This is a genomic window from Chryseobacterium sp. BGA-UO-ETr-SB22 (assembly GCF_059567885.1).
Map to the genome: position 1 here is coordinate 444,875 of NZ_JCAQOV010000004.1, position 15,329 is coordinate 460,203.

The following is a 15,329-nucleotide window of genomic DNA, read 5'->3' on the forward strand; positions in this document are numbered from 1 at the left end:
CTGCTATATGCAGCGCTTTTTTTATTTTTATATCATGATAAACACTTTTAAAAATATTGATGAATATATTCTTCTGTTCCCAATAGAAGTACAGCAAAAACTGCTTGACTTGAGACAAGCCATCCATTCACAGGTTCCTGACTTGGAAGAGTATATTGGATATCAGATGCCAGCTTTCAGGTATAAAGGAAAACCTTTGGTTTATTTTGCCGCGTATAAAAAACACATTGGCTTTTATCCCGGGGCGGAAGGGATCCGTAATTTTGAAAAAGATTTTGAGGAAAGAAAATATACATTTTCCAAAGGAGCTGTACAGTTTCCTATTTCAGATGACCTTCCGTTAGAGTTGGTCAATAAGATTGTTCAGTTCAAAGTAGAGGAAATTGAACAGAAAAAATCCTGAAATACAAGATTTCAGGATTCCAACTAGTGTTTGCTAAAGTACTTTACTTTTTCTTCTTTTTGTCTTTCTTTTCTTCTTTAGGTGCATCTGCAGGTTTAGTCGCATCTGTAGGTGTTGTACTTACAGTTGGGTCAGTTGCAGGAGCAGTTTCCATTGTGGTAGCAGGTGATTTTTCCTGTTGAGTCTTGGAATCCGAAGGACTTGTAGTCTGTGTATTCGGTTGTTGTGTTTGAGTTGTCGTTGGGTTATTAGTAGAAGTATCGGCTGGCTTTTGTGGTGTTGATTGTGCTGATACTGCGATTACTCCGACTAATGTAAACGCTGCCGTTAAAAATAACTTTTTCATAATGTAATATTTAAATGATTGTTTAACTTAAACGAGGCATCATTTATAAAATTATATGCAATAAGCTTATTTAACGTACTTTATAATTATTTAAGAGGAATTTGCAAAAAATAATTCTAACGAATTTGGCTGGAGGAACGAAGCTTGAAGCTTGAAGTTTATCACAGTTGAACCATCATTTCTTTGGTATAACAACTTCCTTCTCCCAAGCTCTATCCGTGAAACCTACTTCGCTATGTTCTTCATCATTTTTTCTACAAATTCAAAGGCGGCCGGACAGATCACTGTATTTTTCAGCATCAGATCATTAATCTGGTAGATCTTTTTCCGGTCTGTATGAGGATATTCCCGGCAGGCTTTGGGCCTTACTTCATAGATAGAACAGGTATTATCACTATTCAGGAAATAGCAGGGAAGATTCTGCAGTACTTTATCATTGTCTTCATCTACTCTTAAGAACTTGGCTTCAAAATCTGCAGACTTCATACGGAGATGCTTGGCAATACGCTCAATATCCTTTTCTGTATACAAAGGACCGGTTGTTTTGCAGCAATTGGCACATTGTAAACAGTCTATTTCATCAAAAACTTCATCGTGGGTTTCCTGTACCACATAATCAAGGTTTTTGGGCGGTTTTTTCTTTAATCCGTCCAGAAATTTCTTGTGTTCCTTCTGCTTTTGTATTGCTTGTTTTTTATAAAAATCTAAATCCATTTATTCATTATTTCCCGTTGAATCCGGAAGATCTTCTTTCTTATATTCATTTATTTTATCCAGGTCCAGAACTGTCGAGAGATTTTCTTTGTTAGGATAATACATCGGAACAAATTTAGCCCCGTATACAATTTCTCTGGTGGTATAGGATGACCGCTGGACCACTGTATTGGAAAATACTTCATCAAATGCACGTACCTGCACAATAAGCTCGAGATCAGTATTTTTAAAATCCTCTTCTGAAAAGCCATAAAACGGAGAGTTTTCATCTATTTTATGCACTACAGTCCAGTTAAGAGCCAGCGTATTAATCTTACTCATCTGAATATTAAGCCTGTAAAAATTACTTTTTGCAACCCCATTTTCTATCACTTCAATGGCGACAGATACAATTACGTCTGCATCCGTCAATGCATTATTCTTATACGGAGCCAGCCTGAACATTAATGCTGAGGATTCCTGAAAAGGGGCAATAACTGCTATATCAGAAAATCGCAAATATGCTCTCGGCCTTGAAAATCTTCCGTAAAAAAGTCCCGTTGCAATGGCAAAGGTAAGCAATCCCAGAAAAGCCTCAAAAGTAGCTACAAGACTTGCCAAAAACCCCACAGGTGCTATTCTTCCATATCCTACGGTTGTAAATGTTTGAGAGCTAAAGAAAAAAACGTCAATAAATTCATTCAACGGATCACTTTTATCTATTCCGGTAAGATGCTCTACACCAATCAGATAATAGATCATTGCAAAAACAAGATTGATCAGAATATAAGCTATGACCAGATAAGAAATAAAGCGAAACGAGGAAAGATTCAGCATGGTATGGTACCAGCTTAACCTGTTAAAAACATTCACCCCTCTTCTTTGAACATTCGGAAGGCCGTCTTTGTTGATAAATCTTCCGGAGGCATTCGTTCCGAATCCACTGTTCTCCGCGTTTTTCTGACGGATCTTTTTTCTGAATCCTCCTGTCATTTTTTAATCATTTTGACTGTGTTATATTATGATTTTCCTTTGCAAATACGCTGATAATGATCAACTCTTTTCCTCTGTTTTATATTATTTAAAAAAGCAAAGTTATGTTTTTTAGTAATCATTCGGATAACAGATTTTTTTCCATACCCTTTTATGATGTTTTTACTTAAAATAACACCTACAAAAACAGCAGAAGATTTTGAACCTCTGCTGTTTGTACAATATTTACTAAAATGGTTTTATATAGTTTGTGCAGGAGATTCCATCACCGTAACACTTACATTGCTGACCGATTTCACTGTCCCGGATTCTCCATGTATAGTAGAAAGAAAATCAGGGAAATTTTCGATAGGAAAAGCCCAGTAATAATGACCATTGACCGGAGAAGGAAAGTTGGCCTGCAATCTTCCATTCAGCTTCATAGGGACAAAGTATTCTACAGAAGATCCTTTTAATTTCGTAAGGATAGAAATGGTCTTTTTAGAGTGCGCCGGAACAATAGTCTTGTAGGTACTGGTTTCTGTAATTTCTTCAGAATTCTCTGTACCTTCCGTTGTATCTCCTCCCACCACAACTTTTGTGCTTGCTGAAGCTTTTGCAACCAGCGGAATATCAACAGATACGGAAGCCGCTACCTCAAATGACCCTGAGACCGTACGTTTCCACGAAGTTGAATATCCTTTTTTGTAAGAATAAGACACTGTAATTTCGCTTTCACGGTCTCCGTTATTAATAGCCTCCGTAGTATAAGCATTATCCGGTAAATCTACTCCGTCAGTTTTTATTGTTACCTGAGGGGTGCCTAAAACAATAGAAACATTCGGATTGGGAGCTGTATTCCGGGTATCTCCATCTACAGAAAGATCAGGATTAAATATAATTCCATCCGGAACCTGGCCAGCGTAGGCAAAAACATTTTTTAACCTCGTTTTTTCACCAGAAAAGCTGATATCATATCCCATATCTTTCAAATGGTTAGCCTTGAAAGGGATTTCGCGCTCTTCATTAGCCGATCTGTTTACACCCAGATTATTATCTGACAGTTTAAACTCATCTACAATTTTCCAGCCTTTCTGCAGCATCTCAGCTTCTGTCAGCTGTACTTTCTTTACTTCAGAAGAATTTACCTTTTCTGAATCATCATTCATTACATTCACTTCATCTCTTGAACATGATACCGAAAGCATCAATAAGAGAAACCAAAAAGAATTGATTTTTTTAATCATTTTAATAATTTTTTAGTGTTTAATAGTTGAATTTACCAAAACTCAGGTTCTTTAAAGCCATTTTTTTGCGAATTAATCAAATTTTAATTTTTCCTAATTTTTTTCTTCTTATCTTGTGCTTTTCTCTAAAATGCTGTTTATATGAAATTTATCAATTGACCGACTGGAATTGTTTACATGATTTATACTAACTTTGAGCTATGAAAAAGCTTGAATCAAGAGAAGATATTGAACACCTCGTTAACGCATTTTATACAAAGGTCATTAAGGATGAAACCATAGGATTCTTCTTTAATGATGTCGCTAAAGTAGATTGGGATAAACATCTTCCTAAAATGTATTCTTTCTGGGAATCTATTCTTTTCGGGCAGATGTCTTATAAAGGAAATCCAATGGGCGTTCATTTCCCCATTAATGAAATACAGGCCATGGAACAGAAACATTTTGACCGATGGCTTGAGCTTTGGCGTACCACCATTGAAGAAAACTTCGTAGGAGAAAACGCAGATATGGCCATCTACAAATCCGAAAATATAGCAAAACTAATGGCTTTCAAGATGGAATTGGCGAGAAGACTTTAGTAAGTTACGGGATACTGGACGCGAGATGCTGAGTATCTATTTTAATCAGGCTTCCTTCTTATTTAAGGAACGATTACCGTAAAGATGTATGCTGCCAGGTTGACTAATAAAACGGTCCCATAAAGAACATTTGTTTTACCACGGCTTAATGAAAGCATTACGATAAATACAGATAAAGAAAGCAGAATAATATCTTTTTTATCCAAACCAAGTACCAGTGGAATATCATACATGATACACACTGCTGACACTGCAGGAATCGTTAATCCGATACTTGCCAGTGCAGAACCTAATGCCAGATTTAAGCTGGACTGTATCTGATTGGCTCTTGCAGCCCGGATTGCGGCTACTCCTTCAGGAAGAAGAACAACGGCTGCAATAATGACCCCTACCAAAGATTTTGGAGCTCCCAGACTTTGTACCATACCTTCTATTGTATCAGATAATCCTTTTGCCATAAGCACTACAATAACAAGGCAAACCACCAGAAAACCAAAGCTGATAAGCGTTTTTGCCAATGAGGGGATATAATGTTCATCCGGATGTTCATCTGGAACGATAAAGTAGCTTCTATGACGAACGGTCTGTACCATCAGGAAAATCCCGTAAATGACAAGACAGGCAATGGATATAAAGATAAGCTGAGCTTCGTTATAGAAAGGTCCGTTGACACTTGAAGTAAAATTGGGAAGAACAAGGGTAAGTACAAGGATTGAAACAATACTCACCAGATAAGTAGTTGCTGAAGTTCTTGCAAAGAACTGCTCATGATATTTAACACCACCTACAAGAATACATATTCCCAGAATTCCGTTAAGAATAAGCATTACAGCGGCAAAAACCGTATCTCTGGCCAGCGTGATCGCCTGATCTCCGCCGGCCACCATCAGTGAGATGATAAGCGCGACTTCAATAATGGTGATACAAAGAGCAAGAATAATGGTTCCGAAAGGCTCCCCTACTTTATGAGCCACTACTTCTGCATGGTGTACTGCTGATAAAACACTTCCAATCAATAAAATTCCCGCAAGAATATCATAAAGCACTCCCGCTCCCATCAGTCCAGAAAAGTAGTACCCTACTGCAAGAAGAGGAAAAATATAGGTATAATGTAAAAATTCTTTAGGTCTCATAAAGTGACTACAAAATACAAAAAATCTATGAAAATTTCAATATCAAAAGAAAATATTAATGATATTTTAATGAGGCCAGAAGTTAAAGTCCTGATAATCTGTCAACATATGAAACAGAAGTCCAATTCCTATAATTCTGATATTTCCTTTAAAGAACAGCATCAAAAAATACACCGCAATGGCATAATAAGAATGTAAGAAGTGAAAACCTATACTTCCTCTTGACGGATCAAAAATAGGATTAGCAAAAAGATGGTCCAGATCTACCAGCATCGTAGCAAGAAGAATAAAATAAGCCTTCTTCCAGTTTTTACGATAAAAAATCAATGCAATAAAGACCGGAAAAACGAGATGCAAAAAATAATGAGTAAAGGTTTTGAGCAATGCGATGTCAGATGGAGCCATTAATGAATAATTTATTCGGTTTCTAAAGTTACCACCGTAAAATTAAGGGTAATTCTCCGTTTTTTGCTTTTATTTTTACCCAATAATCCTGTGATTTATTTCCATACAACACATAATCTATGTTTGAAATGATTCTTTTTTCAGCATTTCCCAGCGTTTTCAGAGAAGAATACAGCAGAGCACTGTTTCTGATAAAGATGTAGTTTTCTTTTGAACGTGGTGAAAGTGATATTGGCTTTCTGGTTGAGTGTATTACCACTCCACTGTTATTCTGACTGATTGTATTGGGTTGGAAAGGAATTGCTGTAAATTGATTTTCACTGTTGACCCATTTTTTAGACTGGAAATACTCCAAGGTTTTTTTTGAATCATTACTTTGAATATCAATAATATAATTAGGCTGCGTTATTTTTTGAAAGGCCTTTTTTTCAACTTCATTGAAATTATCATCATATTCATAACTGATAATCGTGTCATTGACCTGTTCAATATCCGCGGTTGCTTTCAAGTAAACAGCCTGTGAGGAATCTGCTATACTTTTATTGAAAAGATGGGAAAATTTTCTGATATTTTCTTTGTCCAGTTCCATTTCCAGGAAGTGATTTCCCGTCTGGAGTTTAGAAGCAATAGAACTAAGAATTTCCGGAGTTGAATTGTTTTTTATTTCAATTTCATCATCATTTAACTCAATAGAAAAATTTTGAATTTTCTGTCCTGAAATGAAAGAAATACTCCCTGATGTATTATGAATCAGCTTATCGGCATCCCAAACAGGAGTTTCAGAAGTCTGAAGAAGTTTTTTTTGAATGTTTTCAAAAGCCAGATCTGAGGTTCCAGCAATACAATGATCTCCATTGATCATGATAAACATCTGATCCTTCTGAAAACGGTTGTTTCCTTTATCTACAAAGTTCTGTTTTTTTAAAAAAGCAATGAACTTTTGAGAATCTTTAAGCTCTAAAACACTGTACCATTCGGAAAGCTTTGTGTCTTTAATATGGAAAATCTGCAGGAAATCCGGAATTCTGATTCCTGAATCTTTCAGTGAGCCTGCACTTTTGCCTTTAGACTTGTTTCCTGACCAATGTGAAGGATGTGTTGCCAGGCTGAAGAGATACTGTCCCGTTATTTTTTTAATATCAATTAAAACTACCGCATCTGCGTTTTCAGGAATATATCTGAGGTTCTTATTTTTATGAAAAACCACAAAATATACTGCAACTGCGAGCAATAAAAATAACGGGACAATAATCTTCTTTTTATTCATCTATAAAATTTGTGGCTTCTCTTCTGTTTCTTTTGTTTTAAAAACCTGATCGAATACATCAAAGAAATACATTAAACTATTTTCTGAAGAATCTTTAATATTATAATTCATTTCAGTCTGAATGCTTTCTCCTTTCACCTCTGTTTTATAATATAATTCCCCTACATTTTTTCTGATCGCATCCAGGGCTTTTCTCTCTTTAGGGCTCTTGAATTCTTTATCTAAACCTGTTAAAAGCTTTTGGATATCCAATCTTCCTGATAAAGGATATTTTGCAGAATCTTTTGCCCATTTTCTGGAAATATCAGACTGGTTTACGGATAAGATATTGTCAGCAGAGCTCATCAGATATACAACCCCATCCTTTACTGTAAAGAACAGCTGATCAATATATCCTCCATCCTTTTCATCTTTAAAGGTGTAAAGGTTCCCTTTTTTAGAGAATCTCTTAGCCAGTTTTTTATTGGTAGTCAATAAATCAAAAATACGGTTCCAGTAACCCTCATTTTCTGTTGCAAATGCAAAAGTAAAGTTAGGAACAGCAATATCTTTGGTTTTCTTTACTTCTTTTTCGTTGAAATCAGCATCGTATTCGTAATCGGTGTATTCTACTTTTTTAGATTTTAATTCATTCAAAACAAAAATTCCGTTTCCTGGTGCTATTCTGGTAATGGCTTCTTCATCCAGGACAATTTTCATGGTTTCCATAATGAGTTCCATTTCTTTTTTGTACTCATTTTCTCCGGAATCCTGAAGCAGGCTGTACATCATATCAAAGCATTTGGCACCATTCACGTTCATTGCATAGTATCCAACGCTTTTTTCATTGATCAGTTCCAGCAGCTTTTTATTTTTCTTTCCTTTATAAATAGCTGAGATATTCTTTTGAATATCAGCGTTTTTATGTTGATAATTATTAACAAGTCTTACTTTATCTTTATCAAAATACAGATTGTAAGAGTAGTTGGAGTTGTACATATTCTTAAAGAACTGTCCATAACTATAGAATTTCGTCATCTTGCCATAGATTCCTTCATTCACAATTCTCCCGTAGTCAGTGTAGACAAAAACATCAGAATTAGAATCTCTGAATGACAGCATTTCTTTAGGAACTTCAATTTCAAGGTTTGAACTGAAGTATTGGTCAAAATGATCTTCAGCATTCTTTTTAACGATCTTAAAGTTTTCTCTGCGGATAGAATCCTGTTCTTTCTTGTAAGATGTCTCTTCTTCCTCGTCATACGCTGCTTCAGGCATTTCTTCCCCGTTTTCAGAGTTTTCGGCACTTTCTTTCTCTGCAGGATACTGGTGGTGTTTCTGCAGATACTTGATATCTTTCTGAATTCTTGCGATCTCGTTATTATTATCTTTAATGCTTTCTTTCAGATACTTAATATCATCTTTAAGGCTTTTGATTTCCTCTTTATAATTAAAAGGCTTTTCCGGCTCATCAGTATAAGCGCTATCTCCGGCATCTACTGCAACGCTGTCAACCGCAACCGCTGTACTGTCTGCAACAGCTTCTGTAGTCCATAGATCCTTATAAGGTTTGGTATAGCTTATCATCCTAAGAACTGCGCGGCTTCCGTTCCAGGCAACAAAAATATCATCATCAATATCTACGTAAGAATAGTTCTTTTTATTAGAAACTTCCTGTCCTTTTTTCTTGACAGAATTAATGAATTCCTGAAATTTCTCCTTATTATCAATGATAAAATGAGTATTGTAAGCCTTAATAGAGTCATTAAAGCTTGCATAATGGTATTGAACGGCGTCGTACTTGATTCCGGTTTTTGAATAATCTGTCCACGAAAGGGCTTCTTTACTCTTTTTACTCAGCTCATGCAGCAAAGGATTCAGTTTATTCCAGTTGATTTTGTTATTAAGCTGTTTCCCGTTGACTTCCATATAAAATACGGCATCCGTAGGGATTTTCATACTATTCTGGGCAAAAACCAGTGTAAAACCAAAGAGTACAAAAATAATTTTTTGTGTTTTTAATAAGATAGATTTCATGACTATAGTTTAGAAATTTATTGGAAAAGGATTGTGTTTTGTATTTGTTTTTTCTGAAGAATCAAATCCAGAATATCAGCCTCCAGTTTGAGTGCTTTTTTATTGGGAGAAAGCACATAAGTATTGTTTGTTTGTGATTTCACCGTACTCTCGAACTGCATGATGGAAGTATATCTGGCATCATTAAAAACTTCCTTATCTGCCTTGCTCATCTTGTCATAATCTGTTTTGAATGTATTGACTTTATTTCTTGTCAATGTCTTTTTTGTAAGATTCTGACTGTAAATTTGGGTAGGAATCATTTTACCCAATATGTTCTGAGCTTTAAGTTTTTCCAGTCCGGCATTGATGTTTTCAATTTTTTTGAAATTACAGCTCAGTTTGATGATATAATTATCAAAATCCATGGATGTTTTCACATTGCTGATTCCGGGAGTTCCTTTGAAAATTTTTGCTGCTTCATTGATTTTGTTTTCAATATCAGCCTTTTTGGGAACTTTTTTACCATTGATAGTTTCCATTTTGGAGATTGAAGCCAGCCTTGTCTTGCTTTTGCTGCCATTCAAAATAATCGTATACTCTCCTGTACCGTCAGCCTTTACATTCACTTTATCAAGAATGTCGAAACAGCTTGTCAGGAACAGCAAAGGGACACATAAAAGAAATAATCTGAGAAAATTTTTCATGATTGGGTTTAAAAGCACAAAATTACTCAATTCTGACCTTACATCCTTACAATCTTTGATTTTTTGGCCATAAATAGCTGTTTCCCGGTACTTTTTTAGGGGAAAATACGGTACGATTCCGTATACTATTTTTTAAATACGTCCTTTCAGATAATCCTGACGAAGATCTTCGTCCAGCTTTTCAATAGCATACCGAAGGCAGGTTCTGGGCATTTCTTTGTAATATAAATTCAGATAGCTGATCAATTCGCTTTCATTCTTATTCCCCATTTCGCGTAACAGCCATCCGTTTGCTTTATGCATCAGATCGTGAGGATGCTTCAGATTTCGGGTAACGAATTCCTTAGTAAGATCAAATGACCCCTTTTTTATATAATGCATTGTCCCCACAACGGCTATTCTCTTATGCCACATTTCTTCAGATTCCGAAAGCTCTCTGAGAAGGTTTTCTTTCTGATTTTCAAAAGCATACCTGCCCAGAATTTTATAACAGCTTGAATCTACCAGATCCCAATTGTTGACATGAGGAAGATGATGAAGATAAAATGCAATCACTTCTTCTTTTACAGCTTTATCTTTTGTTTTTTCAAACTTTGAAATCAGCATAAAAAGCGCTGTCAGTCTATGTTCGTGGTATTTGGAAGAGAGTAATGTACTGAGTTCTTCTAAATTTATTTTCGGATAATATTCTTTGGCAACAGACCGCTGATCCGGGACTTTTACGCCCAGAAACAAATCCCCTTCCCCATATTCTCCTTTTCCCGTTTTGAAAAACCTTGGAAAGAATTCTGCCTTTTCAGGGATGGATAAAACAGCCAGTGATTCCTGTATTTCTTTAACAATACTCATATCCGAAATGACTTCTATTTATAATTTACGCTTTCTCTTCCAGGGCAATACTCTCCTGTTCTTCCTCTTCTTTTGCAATCTTATTAGGGTTGGCCACTTTGGCAATGGTAAGCCCCTGAACAATGATTGAGAATACGACAACACAGTAGGTAATACTTAAAATAATCTCACTGTATTCACTTTTAGGAATAGACATCGCCAATGCAATGGAAACTCCACCACGGATTCCTCCCCAAACCAGAACTTTTACCGTCTGCGGACTGAAACTTTTTCTCAAAGAAGTAAATTTCGTAGGTCCCCAGATTGAAATAAATCTTGCCAGCAGAACCACAATGATTGCCAGTAATCCAGGAATCATGAAGTGCTTAAGGTCTTTGATCATCAAAAGTTCAAAACCAATGAACAGGAATAATACGGCATTCAGAATTTCATCAATCAGTTCCCAGAATTTGATCAGATAATCCTGAGTGACAGATTTCATTTTAAAGCTTCTGTTGAAGTTTCCCATAAACAATCCTGCTGCGACCATAGTCAGCGGCCCGGAAATATGCATTTGTCTTGCAATAAGATAACCGCCCATCACTACAGAAAGTGTTACTAATACCGAGATAATATAATCATCCACTTCACGCATCAATCTCGAAGTAACCCATCCTAGCAGAACTCCCAATAGAAGGCCTCCTCCCGCTTCTTTAAGCAAAAGTAATCCGATGGTTTCAACTCCCAGATCCACTTCTTTTCCAACGGCAAGCTGCAAAATTACTGTAAAGACCACAACCGCCATACCATCATTGAAAAGAGATTCTCCGGCTACTTTTGTTTCCAGTGATTTGGACACCTTAGCCTGTTTCAGAACACTCAGAACCGCCACCGGATCGGTAGGCGAAATTAATGCTCCAAAGACAAGACAGTAGATGAAAGGAAGTTTAACACCTACATAAGGCAGTAAATAAAACATTCCAAAACCTACCACAAAGGTAGAGATCACAACTCCCACCGTGGAAAATATCACTACAGGTCTGAACTGTTCTTTCAGGTCATTAATATTAATATGAATTCCTCCTGCAAAAAGAAGAAAATTAAGCATAGCCCCCATCAAAACCTCTGTAAAGTCGATACTGTCCATCAGATTATGAAGATGTCCGAAAGTTCTCGGAAGTACTGTTTCTCCAAACATTACCAGAAAAATAGATACCACAATGGCGATCACCATAATTCCGATGGTACTTGGAAGTTTTAAAAACCTGTAATTGAGATATGCAAATATTGATGCTAATACGATTAATGCTGAAAATGAATAATATAATTCCACTAAGTGTTTCTTATTTTATGATTAATTGGTGAGTTCTAAATAGAGTATTTTAATATAGAGCTGCTGCCCTTCTTTTTCCCAAACATCAAACATACCGTCTTTAGCGGGTTTTGAGCTTCTCGTATAATCCTTACCTATATTCAGAATGTTCAGAAGAATGTATTCATCTCCTACAGAATTGACGATATAGGCTGTTTTTTCAGATTTTCCGTCTCCTGAGACTTTTATTCCTTCCGTAAGCGAACGAAACTGATTCAGGTGATGTATAAAATTGCTGCCATCCTTCACAGAATCATAGGCTCTGAGAAGGATCAGCAAAACATCCAGGTTCGTAGGATCTTTATCATACAAAGCTTTCCCCTGCTTGATACAGTCTGCAAAATTGTTCTGCTTAAAGGCTTCAGCAAGGCTTTTAAAGCTATCATCTGACGTGCTTACTTTATCTTTCCTGAAATTTCTTCCATAGTAAAGATATTGTGACTCTATACTGTCCAAAGACTTTGGATATCCCTTAAATTTAAAAATAAGCTTCTCATAATTGTAGGGAGAATCAGAATTTTTGAGACTTTTCTCAACAGCTTTTAAATCAAGTTTTGATTTCTGGCTGAAACCAAAAACCGAAAACATGATGAATAAAAGGAAAAAGTGATATTTCATTAATTGTTGCTTTCTTCTTCCTCGTCGTTATCGAAATATTCGAAAAGGAAATCATTGTATGGGAATCTGGAAATATGAATCTTCATCACCTCATCGTAAATCATTTTCTTCATTTCCGGGAAGTTTTCCTTCGTTAAAGCAGAAATGAAAACAGTTGGATACTTTGATTTTCCCATCCATGTTTTCGTCCACTCTTCCAGAGAAATATTTTTACGGGTTGAAGGGGTAAGATCGTCTTCATCCTTTTTCTCATAACTGAAATCGTCAATCTTATTAAAAATCATAATCATCGGTTTCTGATGGGCATTGATTTCCATCAAAATATGATTTACAGATTCTATGTGATCTTCAAAACTCTCGTGCGAAATATCCACTACATGAATCAAAAGATCAGCTTCACGAACCTCATCCAAAGTAGATTTGAATGATTCTACCAGCTGAGTAGGCAATTTTCTGATAAATCCTACCGTATCTGTAAGCAGGAACGGTAAGTTTCCGATCACCACTTTTCTTACTGTGGTATCCAGAGTGGCAAATAGTTTATTTTCTGCAAAAACCTCAGATTTTGAAATAGAATTCATCAAAGTAGATTTTCCAACATTGGTGTATCCTACCAAAGCGGCACGAACTACTTTCCCACGGTTATTACGCTGGGTTGCCATCTGCTTATCAATGGTCTTCAATTTTTCTTTCAGTAATGTAATTCTGTCACGGATAATACGACGGTCAGTTTCAATTTCCGTTTCCCCAGGACCTCTCATTCCAATTCCCCCTTTCTGACGTTCAAGGTGGGTCCACATTCTCGTCAATCGCGGTAAAAGATATTGATATTGTGCCAGTTCTACCTGAGTTCTCGCATAAGAAGTCTGAGCTCTCTGGGCAAAAATATCAAGAATAAGATTGGTACGGTCCAAAATCTTAACCTCCATATCTCTTTCCAGGTTTTTAAGCTGGGAAGGAGAAAGCTCGTCATCGAAAATTACAGTTCCTATCTCGTTTTCTTTTACATATTCTTTTATCTCAATTGCTTTTCCACTTCCGATAAAGGTTTTGGAATCCGGCTGAGTCAGTTTTTGGGTAAAACGCTTTTGTACGGTTGCTCCGGCTGTGAAAGCTAAAAACTCAAGTTCATCTAAATACTCTGTCAGTTTTTCTTCGTCCTGGTTCTGGGTAATAACACCCACCAAGACCGCTTTCTCATAGTTATGTTCTTTCTTTTCTAACATTAAGTTCTATCTATGTTTATGATTTTTACAAGTTAATATTTTTCAGAAAAAAAACAAAATCAATTTTTATTTAATAACATATTTTAATATAAATTTAAGTTTACTGATGAAAGTTTTACAAAAAATCAATAACTTTATGTAATAAATTTCTGATTATTAAATATTTAAACTAAAACTAATCTCCGGAATATCATGATTACCCATATTAGATGTATGATTATTGATGATGATGAACTGGACAGACTGGTTCTTCAGCATTATATCAAACAATACCAAAACATTGAGATTGTTGCCTCTTTTGATTCTGCAGAAAAGGCGATTCCCTATCTTGATCTCCCCACAGACCTTCTGATCACTGAAACTAATTTACGGGGAATGTGCGGACTCGAATTCCGGAAGCTGGCCCATAAAATCCCGGCCTGTATTTTTGTAAGCTCACATCCGGAACTGGCTGCCGGAGTTTTTGAAACAAACACTTTAGATTTTATTACCAAGCCACTTACTGCAGAACGTTTTCATTATTCTATGGAAAGACTTTTCGATTTTTTTGAAGTAAAAGAGAAGTGCAAATGCTATGATGCCATGGTAGGAGAAAACTGCATTAAAATAAAAGAAGGTGGAAACATTTTTCAAATCAAAATGAAAGACATCCTGTATCTGGAAGCCCTGAAAGACTATACAAGGATCATTACTCTTGAAAAAAATCACTGTATTTTAAATTCTCTGGGCAATCTCCTGCAAAAAAACTTTTTTGATTCTTTTGTTAGAATACACAGAAGCTATGCAGTACCGCGCCACCTCATCCGTGGAAAAAACTGCCACGAAATAGAACTGGCTCATCACATCAAGCTCCCCATCGGACGAACCTATAAGGATAATCTTTCTTTTTTCAATCCTTAAAAGGTTAAATAAACCCCAATAATAATTCACAAAACGCCATTGGTCGATTATTTCTGCCGTTGGTCTATTTTCCCACCATTCAATTGAGATAGGTGGTAATTTAGTCTTCCCAAAATTCCCTTAAAAAACACATCTATTAATCACCAAAAACTGTTATCCATGGAAAGAATATCTATTTATTGTATTATTCTGTCTGTCTTTTCTGTCCCCATACTGCACGCACAATCTGCAGTTTTGGCAACCGGACTGGATGCTTCAGCAGCTAATGGTTTTGTTTCTTACAGTGTAGGCCAGACGACCTACCTTGAAAAAGGAACAGGACAGGTTCTCGAAGGCGTTCAACAGCCTTACGAAATTATCACTCTTACTTCCCTTGAAACTTCTTCTGAACTCACAGGCATTTTGCTTTACCCTAATCCTTTCAGAGATTATTTGTATCTGGATTTCACCTCAAATAATTTTAAAGGATCAGAGTATCAGTTATTCGATGCCCAAGGTAAGCTGGTAAAAAAAGATAAGATTTCACAATCAAAATCTGAGCTTAATTTCTCCTCACTTCCATCTGCGATGTATATCATCAGGATTACTCAAAATGGAGAAAATATTAAAACATTTAAAATCATCAAAAAATAAAAT

General features: G+C 36.1%; 17 protein-coding genes. 4 read left to right on the plus strand and 13 right to left on the minus strand.

Annotated elements, in window-relative coordinates; genetic code table 11:
- The first annotated feature begins 34 nt into the window (after positions 1-34).
- Positions 35-403 (plus strand): iron chaperone, encoded by a 369-nt coding sequence (locus tag AC57AW_RS05725; protein ID WP_496351134.1) that lies wholly within the window; start codon positions 35-37, stop codon positions 401-403.
- Positions 404-446: 43 nt separating this feature from the next.
- On the opposite strand, the gene AC57AW_RS05730 is transcribed toward AC57AW_RS05725, so the two are convergent.
- From AC57AW_RS05730 to AC57AW_RS05745, 4 genes are all read right to left on the minus strand, one after another.
- Positions 447-749 carry a hypothetical protein gene (locus AC57AW_RS05730; RefSeq protein WP_496351135.1) on the minus strand — a complete coding sequence of 101 codons (303 nt, stop codon included), beginning with the start codon at positions 747-749 and terminating at the stop codon, positions 447-449.
- A gap of 225 nt (positions 750-974) precedes the next feature.
- Positions 975-1,463 carry a YkgJ family cysteine cluster protein gene (locus tag AC57AW_RS05735; protein WP_496351136.1) on the minus strand — a complete coding sequence of 163 codons (489 nt, stop codon included), beginning with the start codon at positions 1,461-1,463 and terminating at the stop codon, positions 975-977.
- Positions 1,464-2,435 (minus strand): ion channel, encoded by a 972-nt coding sequence (locus AC57AW_RS05740; RefSeq protein WP_496351137.1) that lies wholly within the window; start codon positions 2,433-2,435, stop codon positions 1,464-1,466.
- A gap of 239 nt (positions 2,436-2,674) precedes the next feature.
- Positions 2,675-3,661 (minus strand): hypothetical protein, encoded by a 987-nt coding sequence (locus tag AC57AW_RS05745; RefSeq protein ID WP_496351138.1) that lies wholly within the window; start codon positions 3,659-3,661, stop codon positions 2,675-2,677.
- Between the two features lie 200 nt (positions 3,662-3,861).
- Between AC57AW_RS05745 and AC57AW_RS05750 the strand changes: the two genes are divergently transcribed.
- Positions 3,862-4,242, plus strand: a complete 381-nt coding sequence (locus AC57AW_RS05750) for a group III truncated hemoglobin (RefSeq protein WP_496351139.1) — start codon at positions 3,862-3,864, stop codon at positions 4,240-4,242.
- A gap of 62 nt (positions 4,243-4,304) precedes the next feature.
- Here the strand turns inward: AC57AW_RS05750 and AC57AW_RS05755 are convergent, their stop codons facing one another.
- The 9 genes from AC57AW_RS05755 to hflX form a co-directional block, all read right to left on the minus strand.
- On the minus strand, positions 4,305-5,375 hold the full coding sequence (locus tag AC57AW_RS05755; protein WP_318847513.1) for a calcium:cation antiporter: 1,071 nt from the start codon (positions 5,373-5,375) through the stop codon (positions 4,305-4,307).
- A 66-nt stretch (positions 5,376-5,441) separates the two neighbouring features.
- Positions 5,442-5,780: a DUF6122 family protein gene (locus AC57AW_RS05760; protein WP_318847514.1), complete on the minus strand. Its 339-nt coding sequence runs from the start codon at positions 5,778-5,780 to the stop codon at positions 5,442-5,444.
- A gap of 28 nt (positions 5,781-5,808) precedes the next feature.
- Positions 5,809-7,047, minus strand: a complete 1,239-nt coding sequence (locus tag AC57AW_RS05765; protein WP_496351140.1) for a hypothetical protein — start codon at positions 7,045-7,047, stop codon at positions 5,809-5,811.
- Positions 7,048-9,063, minus strand: coding sequence for a hypothetical protein (locus AC57AW_RS05770; protein WP_496351141.1), 2,016 nt, complete (start codon positions 9,061-9,063; stop codon positions 7,048-7,050).
- Between the two features lie 17 nt (positions 9,064-9,080).
- Entirely contained in the window at positions 9,081-9,749 is a 669-nt protein-coding gene (locus tag AC57AW_RS05775; RefSeq protein WP_496351142.1) for a hypothetical protein, read from the minus strand.
- A gap of 132 nt (positions 9,750-9,881) precedes the next feature.
- Positions 9,882-10,598, minus strand: a complete 717-nt coding sequence (locus AC57AW_RS05780; RefSeq protein ID WP_496351143.1) for a DNA alkylation repair protein — start codon at positions 10,596-10,598, stop codon at positions 9,882-9,884.
- Between the two features lie 25 nt (positions 10,599-10,623).
- On the minus strand, positions 10,624-11,910 hold the full coding sequence (locus AC57AW_RS05785) for a cation:proton antiporter (RefSeq protein ID WP_496351144.1): 1,287 nt from the start codon (positions 11,908-11,910) through the stop codon (positions 10,624-10,626).
- 21 nt (positions 11,911-11,931) lie between these two features.
- A complete protein-coding gene (locus tag AC57AW_RS05790) occupies positions 11,932-12,567 on the minus strand; it encodes a DUF4919 domain-containing protein (protein ID WP_496351145.1) in 636 nt (211 codons plus the stop codon).
- On the minus strand, positions 12,567-13,793 hold the full coding sequence (hflX, locus tag AC57AW_RS05795) for a GTPase HflX (protein WP_318847521.1): 1,227 nt from the start codon (positions 13,791-13,793) through the stop codon (positions 12,567-12,569). Before hflX ends, AC57AW_RS05790 begins: the two co-directional genes overlap by 1 nt.
- A 192-nt stretch (positions 13,794-13,985) precedes the next feature.
- Here hflX and AC57AW_RS05800 point away from each other — a divergent pair, with 192 nt between their 5' ends.
- Both AC57AW_RS05800 and AC57AW_RS05805 read left to right on the plus strand, forming a co-directional pair.
- Positions 13,986-14,693: a LytR/AlgR family response regulator transcription factor gene (locus tag AC57AW_RS05800; protein WP_318847522.1), complete on the plus strand. Its 708-nt coding sequence runs from the start codon at positions 13,986-13,988 to the stop codon at positions 14,691-14,693.
- A gap of 159 nt (positions 14,694-14,852) precedes the next feature.
- On the plus strand, positions 14,853-15,326 hold the full coding sequence (locus tag AC57AW_RS05805) for a T9SS type A sorting domain-containing protein (protein ID WP_047376109.1): 474 nt from the start codon (positions 14,853-14,855) through the stop codon (positions 15,324-15,326).
- Positions 15,327-15,329: the final 3 nt, after the last annotated feature.

Bases quoted from the DNA above. Each gene is read 5' to 3' on its own strand.
- AC57AW_RS05725 (WP_496351134.1), top strand. From the start codon at position 35: ATGATAAACACTTTTAAAAATATTGATGAATATATTCTTCTGTTCCCA.
- AC57AW_RS05730 (WP_496351135.1), bottom strand. From the start codon at position 749: ATGAAAAAGTTATTTTTAACGGCAGCGTTTACATTAGTCGGAGTAATC.
- AC57AW_RS05735 (WP_496351136.1), bottom strand. From the start codon at position 1,463: ATGGATTTAGATTTTTATAAAAAACAAGCAATACAAAAGCAGAAGGAA.
- AC57AW_RS05740 (WP_496351137.1), bottom strand. From the start codon at position 2,435: ATGACAGGAGGATTCAGAAAAAAGATCCGTCAGAAAAACGCGGAGAAC.
- AC57AW_RS05745 (WP_496351138.1), bottom strand. From the start codon at position 3,661: ATGATTAAAAAAATCAATTCTTTTTGGTTTCTCTTATTGATGCTTTCG.
- AC57AW_RS05750 (WP_496351139.1), top strand. From the start codon at position 3,862: ATGAAAAAGCTTGAATCAAGAGAAGATATTGAACACCTCGTTAACGCA.
- AC57AW_RS05755 (WP_318847513.1), bottom strand. From the start codon at position 5,375: ATGAGACCTAAAGAATTTTTACATTATACCTATATTTTTCCTCTTCTT.
- AC57AW_RS05760 (WP_318847514.1), bottom strand. From the start codon at position 5,780: ATGGCTCCATCTGACATCGCATTGCTCAAAACCTTTACTCATTATTTT.
- AC57AW_RS05765 (WP_496351140.1), bottom strand. From the start codon at position 7,047: ATGAATAAAAAGAAGATTATTGTCCCGTTATTTTTATTGCTCGCAGTT.
- AC57AW_RS05770 (WP_496351141.1), bottom strand. From the start codon at position 9,063: ATGAAATCTATCTTATTAAAAACACAAAAAATTATTTTTGTACTCTTT.
- AC57AW_RS05775 (WP_496351142.1), bottom strand. From the start codon at position 9,749: ATGAAAAATTTTCTCAGATTATTTCTTTTATGTGTCCCTTTGCTGTTC.
- AC57AW_RS05780 (WP_496351143.1), bottom strand. From the start codon at position 10,598: ATGAGTATTGTTAAAGAAATACAGGAATCACTGGCTGTTTTATCCATC.
- AC57AW_RS05790 (WP_496351145.1), bottom strand. From the start codon at position 12,567: ATGAAATATCACTTTTTCCTTTTATTCATCATGTTTTCGGTTTTTGGT.
- hflX (WP_318847521.1), bottom strand. From the start codon at position 13,793: ATGTTAGAAAAGAAAGAACATAACTATGAGAAAGCGGTCTTGGTGGGT.
- AC57AW_RS05800 (WP_318847522.1), top strand. From the start codon at position 13,986: ATGATTACCCATATTAGATGTATGATTATTGATGATGATGAACTGGAC.
- AC57AW_RS05805 (WP_047376109.1), top strand. From the start codon at position 14,853: ATGGAAAGAATATCTATTTATTGTATTATTCTGTCTGTCTTTTCTGTC.